The sequence below is a fragment of the Tunturibacter psychrotolerans genome, from assembly GCF_040359615.1.
Lineage (GTDB): Bacteria > Acidobacteriota > Terriglobia > Terriglobales > Acidobacteriaceae > Edaphobacter > Edaphobacter psychrotolerans.
In genome coordinates, this window is the sequence record NZ_CP132942.1 from 105,383 (window position 1) to 127,946 (window position 22,564).

1 protein-coding gene (only partly in view) is annotated in these 22,564 nt (G+C 65.7%); it reads left to right on the forward strand.

Translation table 11 applies throughout. The features are described from left to right. Positions 1-22,564, forward strand: partial view of a beta strand repeat-containing protein gene (locus tag RBB77_RS00435; RefSeq protein ID WP_353064215.1) — the 5' portion only. The gene runs 7,121 nt beyond the window's last position; only the first 22,564 of its 29,685 coding nucleotides appear in the window; its start codon is at positions 1-3; its stop codon lies beyond the right edge, outside the window.

Below are 22,564 nucleotides of genomic sequence, written 5' to 3' on the forward strand. Positions count from 1 at the left end.
ATGACCGTGCTCGCCTTGCTTCTGGCGACGACAGCCACGCCAGCCAGCTTTGCTTTTGGCGCCTTAACGACGACCGATCTAACCTTATCTTCATCCTCCGTTGCCAACGGAACCGTCGTGACCTTCACAGCCACTGTCGCGAACGGTTTAGGCGGAGCTGTCTCCCCCGGTTTGGTCACTTTCTGCGATGCTACGGCTGCCTTCTGCGTAAACTCAGCCGTCCTTGGAACGGCTCAACTGACCTCCGGCGGCACCGCCGTCCTGCATTTTGTGCCCGCCATCGGAAATCATAGCTACAAAGCCATCTTCAGCGGCACCACTCTCTACGCAACCAGCACCTCCTCTCCGCAACCCCTCACCGTAACCGGCACCGCTTACACAACTACAACAAGCCTCTCCAGCACAGGCACCGTCAGCAACTACGTCCTGACCGCTTCCGTCGTCGCTGCCAAAGGTGGAATGCAGCTCGCTCCTTCCGCTCCCGTGTCCTTTCAGGACACCTCGAACGGCAACTACGTCTTCGGCACAGCGCCATTGGGGACACCAGTAGGCACGCAGACATTCCCCGCTGCCACGGTCACCAACGCCTTCACAACAACTCCGCCGCGAGGCGCAGCTCTGGGCGACTTTAATAACAACGGCACTCTGGACATCGCCGTCGCCTCCGGGAACAGCGTCAATATCTTCCTTGGCACCGGCACCGGAACCTTTGCCGCTCCAACCGCGCTGACCGCCGGAACGACCCCAACGGGTGTAGCAGTGGGGGACTTCAACAGCGACGGCATTCTCGATATCGCAGTAGCCAACTTCGGCAGTAACAATGTAAGCATCTTTCTGGGTAAGGCGGGCGGTGGATTCCAGACAGCGGTCAACTACAACGTCGGAACCGGACCAGTAGCGGTCGCTGTTGGCGATTTCAACGACGATGGAAACGCCGACCTGGCCATCGCAAATCAGACGAGCAACAACGTCACGATTCTTCTCAACAGCAGCGTCGACCCAGGAACTTTCAGCCAAGCCCTCAGCTCGCCCATCGCCGTCGGGACCACTCCCACCAGTCTGATCGTCTCGCACTTTAACTCCGACACGAATCTCGATCTGGCTGTGACCAACAAAGGCTCGAACACGGTCAGCATTCTCGAAGGCAATGGCACAGGCGGTTTCACCCAGCCCACAGGCTCCCCCTTCGCTGCCGGCACGTCTCCCATGGGTCTCGTCGCCGGAGACTTCAACGGCGATGGACTAATCGATCTTGCCATCAGCAGCTCGGGCGATAACAAGGTCAGCATCCTTCTTGGCGACGCGACCAAGACCTTCAAAACAGCCGTAGCCTACGCTGCTGGAACTGGCCCGACCGCAATCGCACTCGCAGACTTCAACGGTGACGGCATCGCCGACCTCACGGTTGTAAATCCAGCCGGAACCGGCAACCAGACGCAGAGTGTTCTGCTCGGAAATGGCGACGGAACTTTTGGAGCCCCAGCCAGTTTCTCGGTTGGAGTGAATGGAACCGCGACTCTGGCAGGAGACTTCAACAGCGACGGATTTCCAGACATTGCGACGCCAACGCCAAACCCAACTACGGGCAACGGTAAAGTCTCGATCCTGATCGACCAGATCACCCAAACCGCGAAGGCGACTCTCAACACACCCAACGTCCCTCAAGGAGCAGCCAACACACACAACGTCGACGCGCTTTATCCGGGAGAGACCTTCTTCAAAACAAGTACCTCTACGACCTTAGGTCTCACCGGAACCCCGATTTCAACCTTGACCCTGCTGGGAACCAATCCCTCGACGACCCCTTTCGGCCAGCAGGTTGTGCTCTCTGCGACGTTGACTCCCTTCTCTCTGGGCAACTACACCACGAACAACGATCTCGTCACCTTCTTGAATGGCACCACCGTTCTGGGTACCAGCAAGCTTACTAGCGGAGTCGCAACCTTCAACGTGACCTCCTTGCCTGAAGGAATCGATAGCCTCACGGCAAGTTACAACCTGTCGAACAGTGACAAGAACTTTGTAACCAGCACATCTTCCGCCGTCAACTATTCGGTCACGAAGGCGACGCCCGTCATCACATGGCCTACTCCAGCACCGATCGCCTATGGCACGCTGGTATCGCCCATGCAGCTGAACGCAACGACGACAGTTGCGGGAACCTTTGCCTACAGCATCGCCCAATACACATTGTTGCCGATCGGCACGTATACGCTTAACGTTACCTTCACGCCGAGCGCCGCGAACGCCGCAAATTACAACTCTGCGACCAGCAGCGTCACCCTCGTCGTCAACCAGGCAAACCCGCAGATCAACTGGCCGTCGCCCGCGCCCATCACCTACCCCACCCCGCTGAGCAATATTCAGCTTGACGCTACGGTGGCCGTCTACACGCCAGTCCCGTTGAGCTCGTACTACAACCTCAACGCGATCAACAGCGATGGCAGGACTTTTAGCGGTGGCTTCGATCAAAGCGGTAACTCCTACTCGGCGAATCTGCTGGGAACTTCCGTCACATGGAACAACATCACCTATCAGTTGGGACCTGCCAACGCACCCGATGCAGTTGCCGGACTAAGCAGCACAGGCACTACGCTGACCATCCCCCTGCCGGCTGGATTCTATGCCAGCATTAACCTGCTTGGCGCGATGGTCAACAACACTACCGCGGCCAATCCATTCATCATCACCTATACCGACGGAACGACTTCGACCTTCACTCAAAGCCTGAGTGACTGGGTCTTCCCACTGAACTACTCCGGCGAATCCGAAATAACGTGCGTCCCGTACCGCGACACCTCCAGTGGCGGTCAGGATGCCCACTTGACCTGCGTCTATGGCTATCAGATTCCGCTCAATAGCTCGAAAATTGCTGCGAGCATCACGCTCCCCGCATACAACGGACCAGGAGATGTTTCGATCCTCGCCATGGACATGGTCTCTCCTCCCATTCCGGGCAATCTCGTTTATAACCCAGTATCTGGCACGGTTCTACCGACTGGAGAAAACACTCTCAATGCCAGCTTCACCCCGACTAACACGACCAACTACACCCCCGCCACCGGATCTGTACCTCTGCTCGTCAATCCAGCAAGTTCGACTGTAATCGTCTGGCCCACCCCAGCCCCAATCACATACGGCACTCCGCTCAGCTCCACACAGCTCGACGCCGTCGCTGAGACCACTCCCAGCGTAACTTCCGTCTCACTCGCGTCGTACTATCGCGTCAACGCCTTCCAGTCGGATGGATCTGTGTTCTCAACCGGAGGCTTTGATAACGCCGGAAACGCTTACTCCTCGAACCAGGTCGGCACCTCTCTCACTTGGAATGGCCAGACCTATTCCCTTGGACCGGCAAATCTTCCGGACGCCGTCACCAGCACTACCATCGCCCTTCCCCAGGGAGTCTTCTCCGGTCTAACCATGATCGGCGCTGCAACTACAGACGGACAGACCGCACAACGTTTCACCATCACCTATACCGATGGAACCACCGCATTCGCCACAATAAGTCTCAGCAGTTGGACGCATTACGTCTACAACACCGGCGAGAGCCTCGTGAATGAGACTCCATACATCAACACTGGCAGTGGCGGCCGGACCGGTAATACCGTCGCCCTCTACGGCTATCAAATTCCACTCGACAACACGAGAACCGTACAGAGCATCACTCTCCCAAACAACCGCAACGTTGTCATCGTGGCGATGGCGGTCAACACCGCTGCGACTCCGACCGTCATCCCTGGCAGCTATGTGTACACGCCCCCCGCAGGAACGGTTCTCCCGGTAGGTACCAACCCTCTCAGCGTACAGTTCACACCAACCAACCCGGCCTTTGGAACGGCCACGGCAACCGTAAACCTCGTAGTCAACAAACAAGCTCTGCTCTTCACAGCTAACAACGAAACGGCCGTCTACGGAACAGCAGTTCCTCCCTACACCTACACCGTAACCGGCTACGTCAACGGTGATACCGCTTCGACCGCTTACACAGGCAATCCCACTTTGACGACCACTCCGGCGTCTCCCACTACGGTGAACAACTACATCATCACCGCTGGCCCCGGAACGCTCGCGTCGTCCAACTACAGTTTGACCTTCGCAACGGGAACGCTCTCGATCACCAAAGCGACCCCGGTCATCACCTGGGCAAATCCAGCCGACATCACCTACGGTACGGCACTTGTTCAAGCTCCCGCCGGCCAATTGAACGCGACAGCTTCTGTGGCAGGAACCTTCTCATACAGCCCGGCCGCAGGCACCATTCTCTCTGCGGGCCCCCACACTCTCACCGTCACCTTCACCCCAACCGACACTACCGACTACACCACCGCAACGGCCTCCGTTCAAATAGTTGTCGATCAGCGTAACCTCATCGTCACCGCCAGCAGCTATACCATCCCCTACGGCACCGCAGATCCAACTTATGCGGCTACCATCTCCGGCTTCGTCAACGGAGACACACAATCAACGGCCACCACAGGCTCTCCGTTACTGACCACCACTCCTGCCGCTCCCTCTACTCCGAACACCTACACCATCACCGCTGCCGCCGGCTCCCTGGCCTCCACCAACTACACCTTCACCTACGTCAACGGCTCCCTCACCATCACCAAGGGCACTCTCACCGTCACCGCAGGCAGCGCCACCCGCGTCTATGGAGCAGCTAACCCACCCTTCACCGCCTCCGCCACTGGTGCCATGAATGGTGACTCCTTCACCTTCTCAGAGACCACCACCGCCACCGCCACCTCGCCAGTGGGCCCCTACAACATTGTTCCGACGGCTTCAGGCACCAACCTCGCCAACTACAACGTCGTCTACGTCAACGGCATCCTCACGATCACCAAAGCCAACGTCACCGTTACGGCCAACAGCTTCACCATCCCCTACGGCACCGCAGATCCCACTTACACAGCAACCATCACCGGCTTCGTCAACGGCGACACCACCGCCTCAGCCACCACTGGCTCTCCGTCGCTGACCACCACCCCAGCGGCTCCTTCTGCTCCGAACACCTACACCATCACCGCCGCAGCCGGCACCCTGGCCTCCACCAACTACACCTTCACCTACGTTGCCGGTTCGCTCACCATCACCAAGGGCACTCTCACCGTCACCGCCGGCAACGCCACCCGCATCTACGGCGCAGCGAACCCAGCCTTCACCGCCTCCGCCACCGGCGCCATGAATGGTGACTCCTTCACCTTCTCGGAAACCACCACCGCGACCGCCACCTCCCCAGTCGGCACCTACAACATCGTCCCCACCGCTGCAGGCACCAACCTCGCAAATTACACCGTCGTCTACGTCAACGGCACCCTCACCGTCACCGCGGCAAACCTCACTGTCACCGCCAGCAGCTACACCATCCCCTACGGCACCGCTGACCCGGCATACACAGCAACCATTACCGGCTTCGTCAACGGCGACACCACCGCCTCAGCCACCACAGGCTCTCCGTCACTGACCACCACTCCTGCGGCTCCATCTGCTCCGAACACCTACACCATCACCGCTGCACCGGGAACGCTCGCCTCCACTAACTACACCTTCACCTACGTCACCGGAACCCTCACAATCACCAAGGGCACTCTCACCGTCACTGCAGGCAACGCCACCCGCGTCTACGGAGCAGCTAACCCACCCTTTACCGCCTCTGCCACCGGTGCTGTAAACAGTGACACCTTCACCTTCTCGGAGACCACCACCGCCACCGCTACCTCGCCAGTCGGCACCTACAACATCGTTCCGACGGCCTCAGGCACCAACCTCGCCAACTACAACGTCGTCTACGTCAACGGGACCCTCACCGTCACCAAGGCCAACCTCACCGTAACGGCAACCAGCTACACCATCCCCTACGGCACCGCAGACCCGACCTACGCCGCCACGATCACCGGCTTCGTCAACAGCGACACCACCGCCTCAGCCACCACTGGCTCTCCGTCTTTGACCACCACCCCAGCAGCCCCGTCAGCCGCTAACACGTACACCATCACCGCTGCACCGGGAACGCTCGCCTCTACTAACTACACCTTCACCTACGTCACCGGAACCCTCACCATCACCAAGGGCACTCTCACCGTCACCGCAGGCAACGCGACCCGCGCCTATGGAGCAGCGAATCCAACCTTCACCGCAACCGCCGCAGGCGCCGCGAGCGGTGATACTTTCACCTTCTCCGAGTCCACCACTGCCACGACGAGCAGCCCAGCCGGAACCTACAATATCGTTCCTACTGCTTCGGGCACCAACATCGGCAATTACAACGTCGTCTACGTCAACGGAACCCTTACCGTCACCGCGGTCAACCTCACCGTCACCGCCAACAGCTACACCATCCCCTACGGCACCGCCGACCCAACCTATACGGCAACCATCACCGGCTTCGTCAACGGAGACACCGCCGCCTCAGCTACCACCGGCGCTCCGTCCTTGACCACCAACCCGGCAGCTCCCGCAACCGCTAACACTTACACCATCACTGCTGCACCCGGCACACTCGCCTCCACCAACTACACCTTCACCTACGTCAACGGCTCCCTCACGATCAACAAGGGAACCTACACCATCACCTGGCCCAACCAGTCCATCGTCTACGGCACCGCCATCGGCACCGGCATCAAGGCCACCACCTCCATCCCCGGGTCCTTCACCTATAGCCCGACTGGTGTGTTGAACGTCGGCCCTGCCGTCGCCGTCATCGCCACCTTCACCCCCACCGACACCGCCGACTACGCCGTTCAGACTGCCAGCGCACAGATCACCGTCACCCCGGCCGTCCTCACCGTCACCGCCAACAACGCCACCCGCGTCTTCGGCGCCGCTGACCCCGCCTACTCCGCCACCCTCACCGGCTTCGTCAACGGAGACACCACCGCCTCGGCCACCACCGGCTCCGCGGCCCTGACCTCGACCGACACCGTCACCTCGCCAGTCGGCTCCTACCCCATCACCGCCGCCGCAGGAACCCTCGCCGCCAAGAACTACACCTTCACCTACGTCCAGGGCACCCTCACCATCACCCAGGCTTCGGCTTCGGCCTACACAGTCACCTGGAAGAACCAGACCGCCGTCTACGGCACCGCCCTCGGCTCGCCCACCCTGCAAGCCACTGCCTCGATCCCCGGCAGCTTCACCTATAGCCCCTCCGGAGTGTTGAACGTCGGCCCCGCGGTCGCAGTCATCGCCACCTTCACCCCCACCGACACCACCGACTACGCCGGACAGTCCGCCTCCGCACAGATCACCATCACCCCCGCCGTCCTCACCGTCACCGCCAACAACGCCACCCGCGCCTTCGGGGCCGCTGACCCCGCCTACTCCGCCACCCTCACCGGCTTCGTCAACGGCGATACCACCGCTTCGGCCACCACCGGCTCCGCTTCGTTGACCTCCACCGACACCGTCACCTCGCCCGTCGGCAGCTACCCCATCACCGCCACCGTAGGTACGCTCGCCGCCAAGAACTACACCTTCACCTACGTGAAGGGCAACCTGACCATCACCCAGGCGACCGCTTCGGCCTACACCGTCACCTGGAAGAACCAGACCGCGGTCTACGGCACCGCCCTCGGCTCGCCCACCCTCCAGGCCACTGCCTCGATCCCTGGCAGCTTCACCTATAGCCCGGCCGGTGTGTTGAACGTTGGACCTGCGGTCGCCGTCATCGCCACCTTCACCCCCACCGACACCACCGACTACGCCGGTCAGTCTGCCACCGCCCAGATCACCATCACCCCCGCCGTCCTCACCGTCACCGCCAACAACGCCACCCGCGCCTTCGGCGCCGCTGACCCCGCCTACTCCGCCACCCTCACCGGCTTCGTCAACGGAGACACCACCGCCTCGGCCACCACCGGCTCCGCGGCCCTGACCTCGACCGACACCGTCACCTCGCCAGTCGGCTCCTACCCCATCACCGCCGCCGCAGGAACCCTCGCCGCCAAGAACTACACCTTCACCTACGTCCAGGGCACCCTGACCATCACCCAGGCTTCGGCTTCGGCCTACACCGTCACCTGGAAGAACCAGACCGCCGTCTACGGCACCGCCCTCGGCTCGCCCACCCTCCAGGCCACTGCCTCGATCCCCGGCAGCTTCACCTATAGCCCCTCCGGAGTGTTGAACGTTGGACCTGCGGTCGCCGTCATCGCCACCTTCACCCCCACCGACACCACCGACTACGCCGGTCAGTCTGCCACCGCCCAGATCACCATCACCCCCGCCGTCCTCACCGTCACCGCCAACAACGCCACCCGCGCCTTCGGCGCCGCTGACCCCGCCTACTCCGCCACCCTCACCGGCTTCGTCAACGGAGACACCACCGCCTCGGCCACCACCGGCTCCGCGGCCCTGACCTCGACCGACACCGTCACCTCGCCAGTCGGCTCCTACCCCATCACCGCCGCCGCAGGAACCCTCGCCGCCAAGAACTACACCTTCACCTACGTCCAGGGCACCCTCACCATCACCCAGGCTTCGGCTTCGGCCTACACAGTCACCTGGAAGAACCAGACCGCCGTCTACGGCACCGCCCTCGGCTCGCCCACCCTGCAAGCCACTGCCTCGATCCCCGGCAGCTTCACCTATAGCCCCTCCGGAGTGTTGAACGTCGGCCCCGCGGTCGCCGTCATCGCCACCTTTACCCCCACCGACACCACCGACTACGCCGGACAGTCCGCCTCCGCACAGATCACCATCACCCCCGCCGTCCTCACCGTCACCGCCAACAACGCCACCCGCGCCTTCGGGGCCGCTGACCCGGCCTACTCCGCCACCCTCACCGGCTTCGTCAACGGCGATACCACCGCTTCGGCCACCACCGGCTCCGCATCGCTCACCTCCACCGACACCGTCACCTCGCCCGTCGGCAGCTACCCCATCACCGCCACCGTAGGTACGCTCGCCGCCAAGAACTACACCTTCACCTACGTGAAGGGCAACCTGACCATCACCCAGGCGACCGCTTCGGCCTACACCGTCACCTGGAAGAACCAGACCGCGGTCTACGGCACCGCCCTCGGCTCGCCCACCCTCCAGGCCACTGCCTCGATCCCTGGCAGCTTCACCTATAGCCCGGCCGGTGTGTTGAACGTTGGACCTGCGGTCGCCGTCATCGCCACCTTCACCCCCACCGACACCACCGACTACGCCGGTCAGTCTGCCACCGCCCAGATCACCATCACCCCCGCCGTCCTCACCGTCACCGCCAACAACGCCACCCGCGCCTTCGGCGCCGCTGACCCGGCCTACTCCGCCACCCTCACCGGCTTCGTCAACGGAGACACCACCGCCTCGGCCACCACCGGCTCCGCATCGCTCACCTCCACCGACACCGTCACCAGCCCCGTCGGCAGCTACCCCATCACCGCTGCCGCAGGAACCCTCTCCGCCAAGAACTACACCTTCACCTACGTCAACGGAACCCTCACCATCACCCAGGCCACCGCCTCCGCCTACACCATCACCTGGAAGAACCAGACCGCGGTCTACGGCACCGCCCTCGGATCCGCCACCCTCCAGGCCACCTCCAGCATCCCCGGCTCCTTCACCTACAGCCCCGCCGGTGTGTTGAACGTCGGCCCGGCAGTCGCCGTCATCGCCACCTTCACCCCCACCGACACCACCGACTACGCCGGTCAGTCCGCCTCCGCCCAGATCACCATCACCCCCGCCGTCCTCACCGTCACCGCCAACAACGCCACCCGCGCCTTCGGGGCCGCTGACCCCGCCTACTCCGCCACCCTCACCGGCTTCGTCAACGGAGACACCACCGCCTCGGCCACCACCGGCTCCGCATCGCTCACCTCCACCGACACCGTCACCAGCCCCGTCGGCAGCTACCCCATCACCGCTGCCGCAGGAACCCTCTCCGCCAAGAACTACACCTTCACCTACGTCAACGGAACCCTCACCATCACCCAGGCCACCGCCTCCGCCTACACCATCACCTGGAAGAACCAGACCGCGGTCTACGGCACCGCCCTCGGATCCGCCACCCTCCAGGCCACCTCCAGCATCCCCGGCTCCTTCACCTACAGCCCCGCCGGTGTGTTGAACGTCGGCCCGGCAGTCGCCGTCATCGCCACCTTCACCCCCACCGACACCACCGACTACGCCGGTCAGTCCGCCTCCGCCCAGATCACCATCACCCCCGCCGTCCTCACCGTCACCGCCAACAACGCCACCCGCGCCTTCGGGGCCGCTGACCCCGCCTACTCCGCCACCCTCACCGGCTTCGTCAACGGAGACACCACCGCCTCGGCCACCACCGGCTCCGCATCGCTCACCTCCACCGACACCGTCACCAGCCCGGTCGGCAGCTACCCCATCACCGCCGCCGCCGGCACCCTCGCCGCCAAGAACTACACCTTCACCTACGTCAACGGAACCCTCACCATCACCCAGGCCACCGCCTCCGCCTACACCATCACCTGGAAGAACCAGACCGCCGTCTACGGCACCGCCCTTGGATCCGCCACCCTCCAGGCCACCTCCACCATCCCCGGAAGCTTCACCTATAGCCCCGCCGGTGTGTTGAACGTTGGCCCTGCGGTCGCAGTCATCGCCACCTTCACCCCCACCGACACCACCGACTACGCCGGTCAGTCCGCCTCCGCCCAGATCACCATCACCCCCGCCGTCCTCACCGTCACCGCCAACAACGCCACCCGCGCCTTCGGCGCCGCTGACCCCGCCTACTCCGCCACCCTCACCGGCTTCGTCAACGGAGACACCACCGCCTCCGCCACCACCGGCTCCGCATCGCTCACCTCCACCGACACCGTCACCAGCCCCGTCGGCAGCTACCCCATCACCGCTGCCGCAGGAACCCTCTCCGCCAAGAACTACACCTTCACCTACGTCAACGGAACCCTCACCATCACCCAGGCCACCGCCTCCGCCTACACCATCACCTGGAAGAACCAGACCGCGGTCTACGGCACCGCCCTTGGATCCGCCACCCTCCAGGCCACCTCCAGCATCCCCGGCTCCTTCACCTACAGCCCCGCCGGTGTGTTGAACGTCGGCCCGGCAGTCGCCGTCATCGCCACCTTCACCCCCACCGACACCACCGACTACGCCGGTCAGTCCGCCTCCGCCCAGATCACCATCACCCCCGCCGTCCTCACCGTCACCGCCAACAACGCCACCCGCGCCTTCGGCGCCGCTGACCCCGCCTACTCCGCCACCCTCACCGGCTTCGTCAACGGAGACACCACCGCCTCGGCCACCACCGGCTCCGCATCGCTCACCTCCACCGACACCGTCACCAGCCCGGTCGGCAGCTACCCCATCACCGCCGCCGCCGGCACCCTCGCCGCCAAGAACTACACCTTCACCTACGTCAACGGAACCCTCACCATCACCCAGGCCACCGCCTCCGCCTACACCATCACCTGGAAGAACCAGACCGCCGTCTACGGCACCGCCCTCGGATCCGCCACCCTCCAGGCCACCGCCAGCATCCCCGGCAGCTTCACCTATAGCCCCTCCGGAGTGTTGAACGTCGGCCCCGCGGTCGCGGTCATCGCCACCTTCACCCCCACCGACACCACCGACTACGCCGGACAGTCCGCCTCCGCACAGATCACCATCACCCCCGCAGTCCTCACCGTCACCGCCAACAACGCCACCCGCGCCTTCGGCGCCGCTGACCCGGCCTACTCCGCCACCCTCACCGGCTTCGTCAACGGAGACACCACCGCCTCCGCCACCACCGGCTCCGCCGCGTTGACCTCCACCGACACCGTCACCTCGCCGGTCGGCAGCTACCCCATCACCGCCGCCGCAGGAACCCTCGCCGCCAAGAACTACACCTTCACCTACGTCCAGGGCACCCTCACCATCACCCAGGCCAACGCCTCCGCCTACACCATCACCTGGAAGAACCAGACCGCCGTCTACGGCACCGCCCTTGGATCCGCTACCCTCCAGGCCACCTCCAGCATCCCCGGCTCCTTCACCTATAGCCCCGCCGGTGTGTTGAACGTCGGCCCGGCAGTAGCAGTCGTCGCCACCTTCACCCCCACCGACACCGCCGACTACGCCGGTCAGTCCGCCACCGCACAGATCACCATCACCCCCGCCGTCCTCACCGTCACCGCCAACAACGCCACCCGCGCCTTCGGCGCCGCTGACCCGGCCTACTCCGCCACCCTCACCGGCTTCGTCAACGGAGACACCACCGCCTCGGCCACCACCGGCGCCGCCTCGTTGACCTCCACCGACACCGTCACCTCGCCCGTAGGCAGCTACCCCATCACCGCCGCTGCCGGAACCCTCGCCGCCAAGAACTACACCTTCACCTACGTCAACGGAACCCTCACCATCACCCAGGCCACCGCCTCCGCCTACACCATCACCTGGAAGAACCAGACCGCGGTCTACGGCACCGCCCTCGGATCCGCCACCCTCCAGGCCACCTCCACCATCCCCGGCTCCTTCACCTATAGCCCGGCCGGTGTGTTGAACGTCGGACCCGCAGTAGCCGTCGTCGCCACCTTCACCCCCACCGACACCACCGACTACGCCGGTCAGTCCGCCTCCGCCCAGATCACCATCACCCCCGCCGTCCTCACCGTCACCGCCAACAACGCCACCCGCGCCTTCGGGGCCGCTGACCCCGCCTACTCCGCCACCCTCACCGGCTTCGTCAACGGAGACACCACCGCCTCCGCCACCACCGGCTCCGCATCGCTCACCTCCACCGACACCGTCACCTCGCCCGTCGGCAGCTACCCCATCACCGCCGCTGCCGGAACCCTCGCGGCCAAGAACTACACCTTCACCTACGTCAACGGAACCCTCACCATCACCCAGGCCACCGCCTCCGCCTACACCATCACCTGGAAGAACCAGACCGCCGTCTACGGCACCGCCCTTGGATCCGCCACCCTCCAGGCCACCTCCAGCATCCCCGGCTCCTTCACCTATAGCCCCGCCGGTGTGTTGAACGTTGGCCCTGCGGTCGCAGTCATCGCCACCTTCACCCCCACCGACACCACCGACTACGCCGGTCAGTCCGCCTCCGCCCAGATCACCATCACCCCCGCCGTCCTCACCGTCACCGCCAACAACGCCACCCGCGCCTTCGGGGCCGCTGACCCCGCCTACTCCGCCACCCTCACCGGCTTCGTCAACGGAGACACCACCGCCTCCGCCACCACCGGCTCCGCATCGCTCACCTCCACCGACACCGTCACCTCGCCCGTCGGCAGCTACCCCATCACCGCCGCTGCCGGAACCCTCGCGGCCAAGAACTACACCTTCACCTACGTCAACGGAACCCTCACCATCACCCAGGCCACCGCCTCCGCCTACACCATCACCTGGAAGAACCAGACCGCCGTCTACGGCACCGCCCTTGGATCCGCCACCCTCCAGGCTACCTCCACCATCCCCGGCTCCTTCACCTATAGCCCCGCCGGTGTGTTGAACGTTGGCCCTGCGGTCGCAGTCATCGCCACCTTCACCCCCACCGACACCACCGACTACGCCGGTCAGTCCGCCTCCGCCCAGATCACCATCACCCCCGCCGTCCTCACCGTCACCGCCAACAACGCCACCCGCGCCTTCGGCGCCGCTGACCCCGCCTACTCCGCCACCCTCACCGGCTTCGTCAACGGAGACACCACCGCCTCGGCCACCACCGGCTCCGCGGCCCTGACCTCGACCGACACCGTCACCTCGCCAGTCGGCTCCTACCCCATCACCGCCGCCGCAGGAACCCTCGCCGCCAAGAACTACACCTTCACCTACGTCAACGGAACCCTCACCATCACCCAGGCCACCGCCTCCGCCTACACCATCACCTGGAAGAACCAGACCGCCGTCTACGGCACCGCCCTTGGATCCGCTACCCTCCAGGCCACCTCCAGCATCCCCGGCTCCTTCACCTATAGCCCCGCCGGTGTGTTGAACGTCGGCCCGGCAGTAGCAGTCGTCGCCACCTTCACCCCCACCGACACCGCCGACTACGCCGGTCAGTCCGCCTCCGCCCAGATCACCATCACCCCCGCCGTCCTCACCGTCACCGCCAACAACGCCACCCGCGCCTTCGGCGCCGCTGACCCGGCCTACTCCGCCACCCTCACCGGCTTCGTCAACGGAGACACCACCGCCTCCGCCACCACCGGCTCCGCATCGCTCACCTCCACCGACACCGTCACCTCGCCCGTAGGCAGCTACCCCATCACCGCCGCCGCCGGCACCCTCGCCGCCAAGAACTACACCTTCACCTACGTCAACGGAACCCTCACCATCACCCAGGCCACCGCCTCCGCCTACACCATCACCTGGAAGAACCAGACCGCGGTCTACGGCACCGCCCTTGGATCCGCCACCCTCCAGGCCACCTCCAGCATCCCCGGAAGCTTCACCTATAGCCCCGCCGGTGTGTTGAACGTCGGCCCGGCAGTAGCGGTCATCGCCACCTTCACCCCCACCGACACCGCCGACTACGCCGGTCAGTCCGCCTCCGCCCAGATCACCATCACCCCCGCCGTCCTCACCGTCACCGCCAACAACGCCACCCGCGCCTTCGGCGCCGCTGACCCGGCCTACTCCGCCACCCTCACCGGCTTCGTCAACGGAGACACCACCGCCTCCGCCACCACCGGCTCCGCATCGCTCACCTCCACCGACACCGTCACCTCGCCCGTAGGCAGCTACCCCATCACCGCTGCCGCAGGCACCCTCGCCGCCAAGAACTACACCTTCACCTACGTCAACGGAACCCTCACCATCACCCAGGCCACCGCCTCCGCCTACACCATCACCTGGAAGAACCAGACCGCCGTCTACGGCACCGCCCTTGGATCCGCCACCCTCCAGGCTACCTCCACCATCCCCGGCTCCTTCACCTATAGCCCCGCCGGTGTGTTGAACGTTGGCCCTGCGGTCGCAGTCATCGCCACCTTCACCCCCACCGACACCACCGACTACGCCGGTCAGTCCGCCTCCGCCCAGATCACCATCACCCCCGCCGTCCTCACCGTCACCGCCAACAACGCCACCCGCGCCTTCGGGGCCGCTGACCCGGCCTACTCCGCCACCCTCACCGGCTTCGTCAACGGAGACACCACCGCCTCGGCCACCACCGGCTCGGCCGCGTTGACCTCCACCGACACCGTCACCTCGCCGGTCGGCAGCTACCCCATCACCGCCGCCGCAGGAACCCTCGCCGCCAAGAACTACACCTTCACCTACGTCAACGGAACCCTCACCATCACCCAGGCCACCGCCTCCGCCTACACCATCACCTGGAAGAACCAGACCGCCGTCTACGGCACCGCCCTTGGATCCGCTACCCTCCAGGCCACCTCCAGCATCCCCGGCTCCTTCACCTATAGCCCCGCCGGTGTGTTGAACGTCGGCCCGGCAGTAGCAGTCGTCGCCACCTTCACCCCCACCGACACCGCCGACTACGCCGGTCAGTCCGCCTCCGCACAGATCACCATCACCCCCGCCGTCCTCACCGTCACCGCCAACAACGCCACCCGCGCCTTCGGCGCCGCTGACCCGGCCTACTCCGCCACCCTCACCGGCTTCGTCAACGGAGACACCACCGCCTCCGCCACCACCGGCTCCGCATCGCTCACCTCCACCGACACCGTCACCTCGCCCGTAGGCAGCTACCCCATCACCGCCGCTGCCGGAACCCTCGCCGCCAAGAACTACACCTTCACCTACGTCAACGGAACCCTCACCATCACCCAGGCCACCGCCTCCGCCTACACCATCACCTGGAAGAACCAGACCGCGGTCTACGGCACCGCCCTTGGATCCGCCACCCTCCAGGCCACCTCCAGCATCCCCGGAAGCTTCACCTATAGCCCCGCCGGTGTGTTGAACGTCGGCCCGGCAGTAGCGGTCATCGCCACCTTCACCCCCACCGACACCGCCGACTACGCCGGTCAGTCCGCCTCCGCCCAGATCACCATCACCCCCGCCGTCCTCACCGTCACCGCCAACAACGCCACCCGCGCCTTCGGCGCCGCTGACCCGGCCTACTCCGCCACCCTCACCGGCTTCGTCAACGGAGACACCACCGCCTCCGCCACCACCGGCTCCGCATCGCTCACCTCCACCGACACCGTCACCTCGCCCGTAGGCAGCTACCCCATCACCGCTGCCGCAGGCACCCTCGCCGCCAAGAACTACACCTTCACCTACGTCAACGGAACCCTCACCATCACCCAGGCCACCGCCTCCGCCTACACCATCACCTGGAAGAACCAGACCGCCGTCTACGGCACCGCCCTTGGATCCGCCACCCTCCAGGCTACCTCCACCATCCCCGGCTCCTTCACCTATAGCCCCGCCGGTGTGTTGAACGTCGGCCCGGCAGTAGCAGTCGTCGCCACCTTCACCCCCACCGACACCGCCGACTACGCCGGTCAGTCCGCCTCCGCCCAGATCACCATCACCCCCGCCGTCCTCACCGTCACCGCCAACAACGCCACCCGCGCCTTCGGCGCCGCTGACCCCGCCTACTCCGCCACCCTCACCGGCTTCGTCAACGGAGACACCACCGCCTCCGCCACCACCGGCTCCGCATCGCTCACCTCCACCGACACCGTCACCTCGCCCGTAGGCAGCTACCCCATCACCGCTGCCGCAGGCACCCTCGCCGCCAAGAACTACACCTTCACCTACGTCAACGGAACCCTCACCATCACCCAGGCCACCGCCTCGGCCTACACCATCACCTGGAAGAACCAGACCGCCGTCTACGGCACCGCCCTTGGATCCGCCACCCTCCAGGCTACCTCCACCATCCCCGGCTCCTTCACCTACAGCCCCGCCGGTGTGTTGAACGTCGGACCCGCGGTCGCCGTCGTCGCCACCTTCACCCCCACCGACACCGCCGACTACGCCGGTCAGTCCGCCTCCGCCCAGATCACCATCACCCCCGCCGTCCTCACCGTCACCGCCAACAACGCCACCCGCGCCTTCGGCGCCGCTGACCCCGCCTACTCCGCCACCCTCACCGGCTTCGTCAACGGAGACACCACCGCCTCCGCCACCACCGGCTCCGCATCGCTCACCTCCACCGACACCGTCACCTCGCCCGTAGGCAGCTACCCCATCACCGCTGCCGCAGGCACCCTCGCCGCCAAGAACTACACCTTCACCTACGTCAACGGAACCCTCACCATCACCCAGGCCACCGCCTCCGCCTACACCATCACCTGGAAGAACCAGACCGCCGTCTACGGCACCGCCCTTGGATCCGCCACCCTCCAGGCCACCGCCAGCATCCCCGGAAGCTTCACCTATAGCCCCGCCGGTGTGTTGAACGTCGGCCCGGCAGTAGCGGTCATCGCCACCTTCACCCCCACCGACACCACCGACTACGCCGGTCAGTCCGCCTCCGCCCAGATCACCATCACCCCCGCCGTCCTCACCGTCACCGCCAACAACGCCACCCGCGCCTTCGGCGCCGCTGACCCCGCCTACTCCGCCACCCTCACCGGCTTCGTCAACGGAGACACCACCGCCTCCGCCACCACCGGCTCCGCATCGCTCACCTCCACCGACACCGTCACCAGCCCGGTCGGCAGCTACCCCATCACCGCCGCTGCCGGAACCCTCGCCGCCAAGAACTACACCTTCACCTACGTCAACGGAACCCTCACCATCACCCAGGCCACCGCCTCCGCCTACACCATCACCTGGAAGAACCAGACCGCGGTCTACGGCACCGCCCTTGGATCCGCCACCCTCCAGGCCACCGCCAGCATCCCCGGAAGCTTCACCTATAGCCCCGCCGGTGTGTTGAACGTCGGCCCGGCAGTAGCGGTCATCGCCACCTTCACCCCCACCGACACCGCCGACTACGCCGGTCAGTCCGCCTCCGCCCAGATCACCATCACCCCCGCCGTCCTCACCGTCACCGCCAACAACGCCACCCGCGCCTTCGGCGCCGCTGACCCCGCCTACTCCGCCACCCTCACCGGCTTCGTCAACGGAGACACCACCGCTTCGGCCACCACCGGCTCCGCATCGCTCACCTCCACCGACACCGTCACCTCGCCCGTAGGCAGCTACCCCATCACCGCTGCCGCAGGCACCCTCGCCGCCAAGAACTACACCTTCACCTACGTCAACGGAACCCTCACCATCACCCAGGCCACCGCCTCCGCCTACACCATCACCTGGAAGAACCAGACCGCCGTCTACGGCACCGCCCTTGGATCCGCCACCCTCCAGGCCACCTCCACCATCCCCGGAAGCTTCACCTATAGCCCCGCCGGTGTGTTGAACGTCGGCCCGGCAGTAGCGGTCATCGCCACCTTCACCCCCACCGACACCACCGACTACGCCGGACAGTCCGCCTCCGCCCAGATCACCATCACCCCCGCCGTCCTCACCGTCACCGCCAACAACGCCACCCGCGCCTTCGGCGCCGCTGACCCGGCCTACTCCGCCACCCTCACCGGCTTCGTCAACGGAGACACCACCGCCTCGGCCACCACCGGCTCCGCATCGCTCACCTCCACCGACACCGTCACCAGCCCCGTAGGCAGCTACCCCATCACCGCCGCTGCCGGAACCCTCGCCGCCAAGAACTACACCTTCACCTACGTCAACGGAACCCTCACCATCACCCAGGCCACCGCCTCCGCCTACACCATCACCTGGAAGAACCAGACCGCCGTCTACGGCACCGCCCTTGGATCCGCCACCCTCCAGGCCACCTCCACCATCCCCGGAAGCTTCACCTATAGCCCCGCCGGTGTGTTGAACGTCGGCCCCGCGGTCGCGGTCATCGCCACCTTCACCCCCACCGACACCACCGACTACGCCGGACAGTCCGCCTCCGCACAGATCACCATCACCCCCGCAGTCCTCACCGTCACCGCCAACAACGCCACCCGCGCCTTCGGCGCCGCTGACCCGGCCTACTCCGCCACCCTCACCGGCTTCGTCAACGGAGACACCACCGCCTCGGCCACCACCGGCTCCGCATCGCTCACCTCCACCGACACCGTCACCAGCCCCGTCGGCAGCTACCCCATCACCGCTGCCGCAGGAACCCTCTCCGCCAAGAACTACACCTTCACCTACGTCAACGGAACCCTCACCATCACCCAGGCCACCGCCTCCGCCTACACCATCACCTGGAAGAACCAGACCGCGGTCTACGGCACCGCCCTCGGATCCGCCACCCTCCAGGCCACCTCCAGCATCCCCGGCTCCTTCACCTACAGCCCCGCCGGTGTGTTGAACGTCGGCCCGGCAGTCGCCGTCATCGCCACCTTCACCCCCACCGACACCACCGACTACGCCGGACAGTCCGCCTCCGCACAGATCACCATCACCCCCGCCGTCCTCACCGTCACCGCCAACAACGCCACCCGCGCCTTCGGCGCCGCTGACCCGGCCTACTCCGCCACCCTCACCGGCTTCGTCAACGGAGACACCACCGCCTCGGCCACCACCGGCTCCGCATCGCTCACCTCCACCGACACCGTCACCAGCCCCGTCGGCAGCTACCCCATCACCGCTGCCGCAGGAACCCTCTCCGCCAAGAACTACACCTTCACCTACGTCAACGGAACCCTCACCATCACCCAGGCCACCGCCTCCGCCTACACCATCACCTGGAAGAACCAGACCGCGGTCTACGGCACCGCCCTCGGATCCGCCACCCTCCAGGCCACCGCCAGCATCCCCGGCTCCTTCACCTACAGCCCCGCCGGTGTGTTGAACGTCGGCCCGGCAGTCGCCGTCATCGCCACCTTCACCCCCACCGACACCACCGACTACGCCGGTCAGTCCGCCTCCGCCCAGATCACCATCACCCCCGCCGTCCTCACCGTCACCGCCAACAACGCCACCCGCGCCTTCGGGGCCGCTGACCCCGCCTACTCCGCCACCCTCACCGGCTTCGTCAACGGAGACACCACCGCCTCGGCCACCACCGGCTCCGCATCGCTCACCTCCACCGACACCGTCACCAGCCCGGTCGGCAGCTACCCCATCACCGCCGCCGCCGGCACCCTCGCCGCCAAGAACTACACCTTCACCTACGTCAACGGAACCCTCACCATCACCCAGGCCACCGCCTCCGCCTACACCATCACCTGGAAGAACCAGACCGCCGTCTACGGCACCGCCCTCGGATCCGCCACCCTCCAGGCCACCGCCAGCATCCCCGGCAGCTTCACCTATAGCCCCTCCGGAGTGTTGAACGTCGGCCCCGCGGTCGCGGTCATCGCCACCTTCACCCCCACCGACACCACCGACTACGCCGGACAGTCCGCCTCCGCACAGATCACCATCACCCCCGCAGTCCTCACCGTCACCGCCAACAACGCCACCCGCGCCTTCGGCGCCGCTGACCCGGCCTACTCCGCCACCCTCACCGGCTTCGTCAACGGAGACACCACCGCCTCGGCCACCACCGGCTCCGCATCGCTCACCTCCACCGACACCGTCACCAGCCCCGTCGGCAGCTACCCCATCACCGCTGCCGCAGGAACCCTCTCCGCCAAGAACTACACCTTCACCTACGTCAACGGAACCCTCACCATCACCCAGGCCACCGCCTCCGCCTACACCATCACCTGGAAGAACCAGACCGCGGTCTACGGCACCGCCCTCGGATCCGCCACCCTCCAGGCCACCTCCAGCATCCCCGGCTCCTTCACCTACAGCCCCGCCGGAGTGTTGAACGTCGGCCCCGCGGTCGCGGTCATCGCCACCTTCACCCCCACCGACACCACCGACTACGCCGGACAGTCCGCCTCCGCACAGATCACCATCACCCCCGCAGTCCTCACCGTCACCGCCAACAACGCCACCCGCGCCTTCGGCGCCGCTGACCCGGCCTACTCCGCCACCCTCACCGGCTTCGTCAACGGAGACACCACCGCCTCGGCCACCACCGGCTCCGCATCGCTCACCTCCACCGACACCGTCACCAGCCCCGTCGGCAGCTACCCCATCACCGCTGCCGCAGGAACCCTCTCCGCCAAGAACTACACCTTCACCTACGTCAACGGAACCCTCACCATCACCCAGGCCACCGCCTCCGCCTACACCATCACCTGGAAGAACCAGACCGCGGTCTACGGCACCGCCCTCGGATCCGCCACCCTCCAGGCCACCGCCAGCATCCCCGGCTCCTTCACCTACAGCCCCGCCGGTGTGTTGAACGTCGGCCCGGCAGTCGCCGTCATCGCCACCTTCACCCCCACCGACACCACCGACTACGCCGGTCAGTCCGCCTCCGCCCAGATCACCATCACCCCCGCCGTCCTCACCGTCACCGCCAACAACGCCACCCGCGCCTTCGGGGCCGCTGACCCCGCCTACTCCGCCACCCTCACCGGCTTCGTCAACGGAGACACCACCGCCTCGGCCACCACCGGCTCCGCATCGCTCACCTCCACCGACACCGTCACCAGCCCGGTCGGCAGCTACCCCATCACCGCCGCCGCCGGCACCCTCGCCGCCAAGAACTACACCTTCACCTACGTCAACGGAACCCTCACCATCACCCAGGCCACCGCCTCCGCCTACACCATCACCTGGAAGAACCAGACCGCCGTCTACGGCACCGCCCTTGGATCCGCCACCCTCCAGGCCACCTCCACCATCCCCGGAAGCTTCACCTATAGCCCCGCCGGTGTGTTGAACGTCGGCCCTGCGGTCGCAGTCATCGCCACCTTCACCCCCACCGACACCACCGACTACGCCGGTCAGTCCGCCTCCGCCCAGATCACCATCACCCCCGCCGTCCTCACCGTCACCGCCAACAACGCCACCCGCGCCTTCGGCGCCGCTGACCCGGCCTACTCCGCCACCCTCACCGGCTTCGTCAACGGAGACACCACCGCCTCGGCCACCACCGGCTCCGCATCGCTCACCTCCACCGACACCGTCACCAGCCCCGTCGGCAGCTACCCCATCACCGCTGCCGCAGGAACCCTCTCCGCCAAGAACTACACCTTCACCTACGTCAACGGAACCCTCACCATCACCCAGGCCACCGCCTCCGCCTACACCATCACCTGGAAGAACCAGACCGCGGTCTACGGCACCGCCCTTGGATCCGCCACCCTCCAGGCCACCTCCAGCATCCCCGGCTCCTTCACCTACAGCCCCTCCGGAGTGTTGAACGTCGGCCCCGCGGTCGCGGTCATCGCCACCTTCACCCCCACCGACACCACCGACTACGCCGGACAGTCCGCCTCCGCACAGATCACCATCACCCCCGCCGTCCTCACCGTCACCGCCAACAACGCCACCCGCGCCTTCGGCGCCGCTGACCCGGCCTACTCCGCCACCCTCACCGGCTTCGTCAACGGAGACACCACCGCCTCGGCCACCACCGGCTCCGCATCGCTCACCTCCACCGACACCGTCACCAGCCCCGTCGGCAGCTACCCCATCACCGCTGCCGCAGGAACCCTCTCCGCCAAGAACTACACCTTCACCTACGTCAACGGAACCCTCACCATCACCCAGGCCACCGCCTCCGCCTACACCATCACCTGGAAGAACCAGACCGCGGTCTACGGCACCGCCCTCGGATCCGCCACCC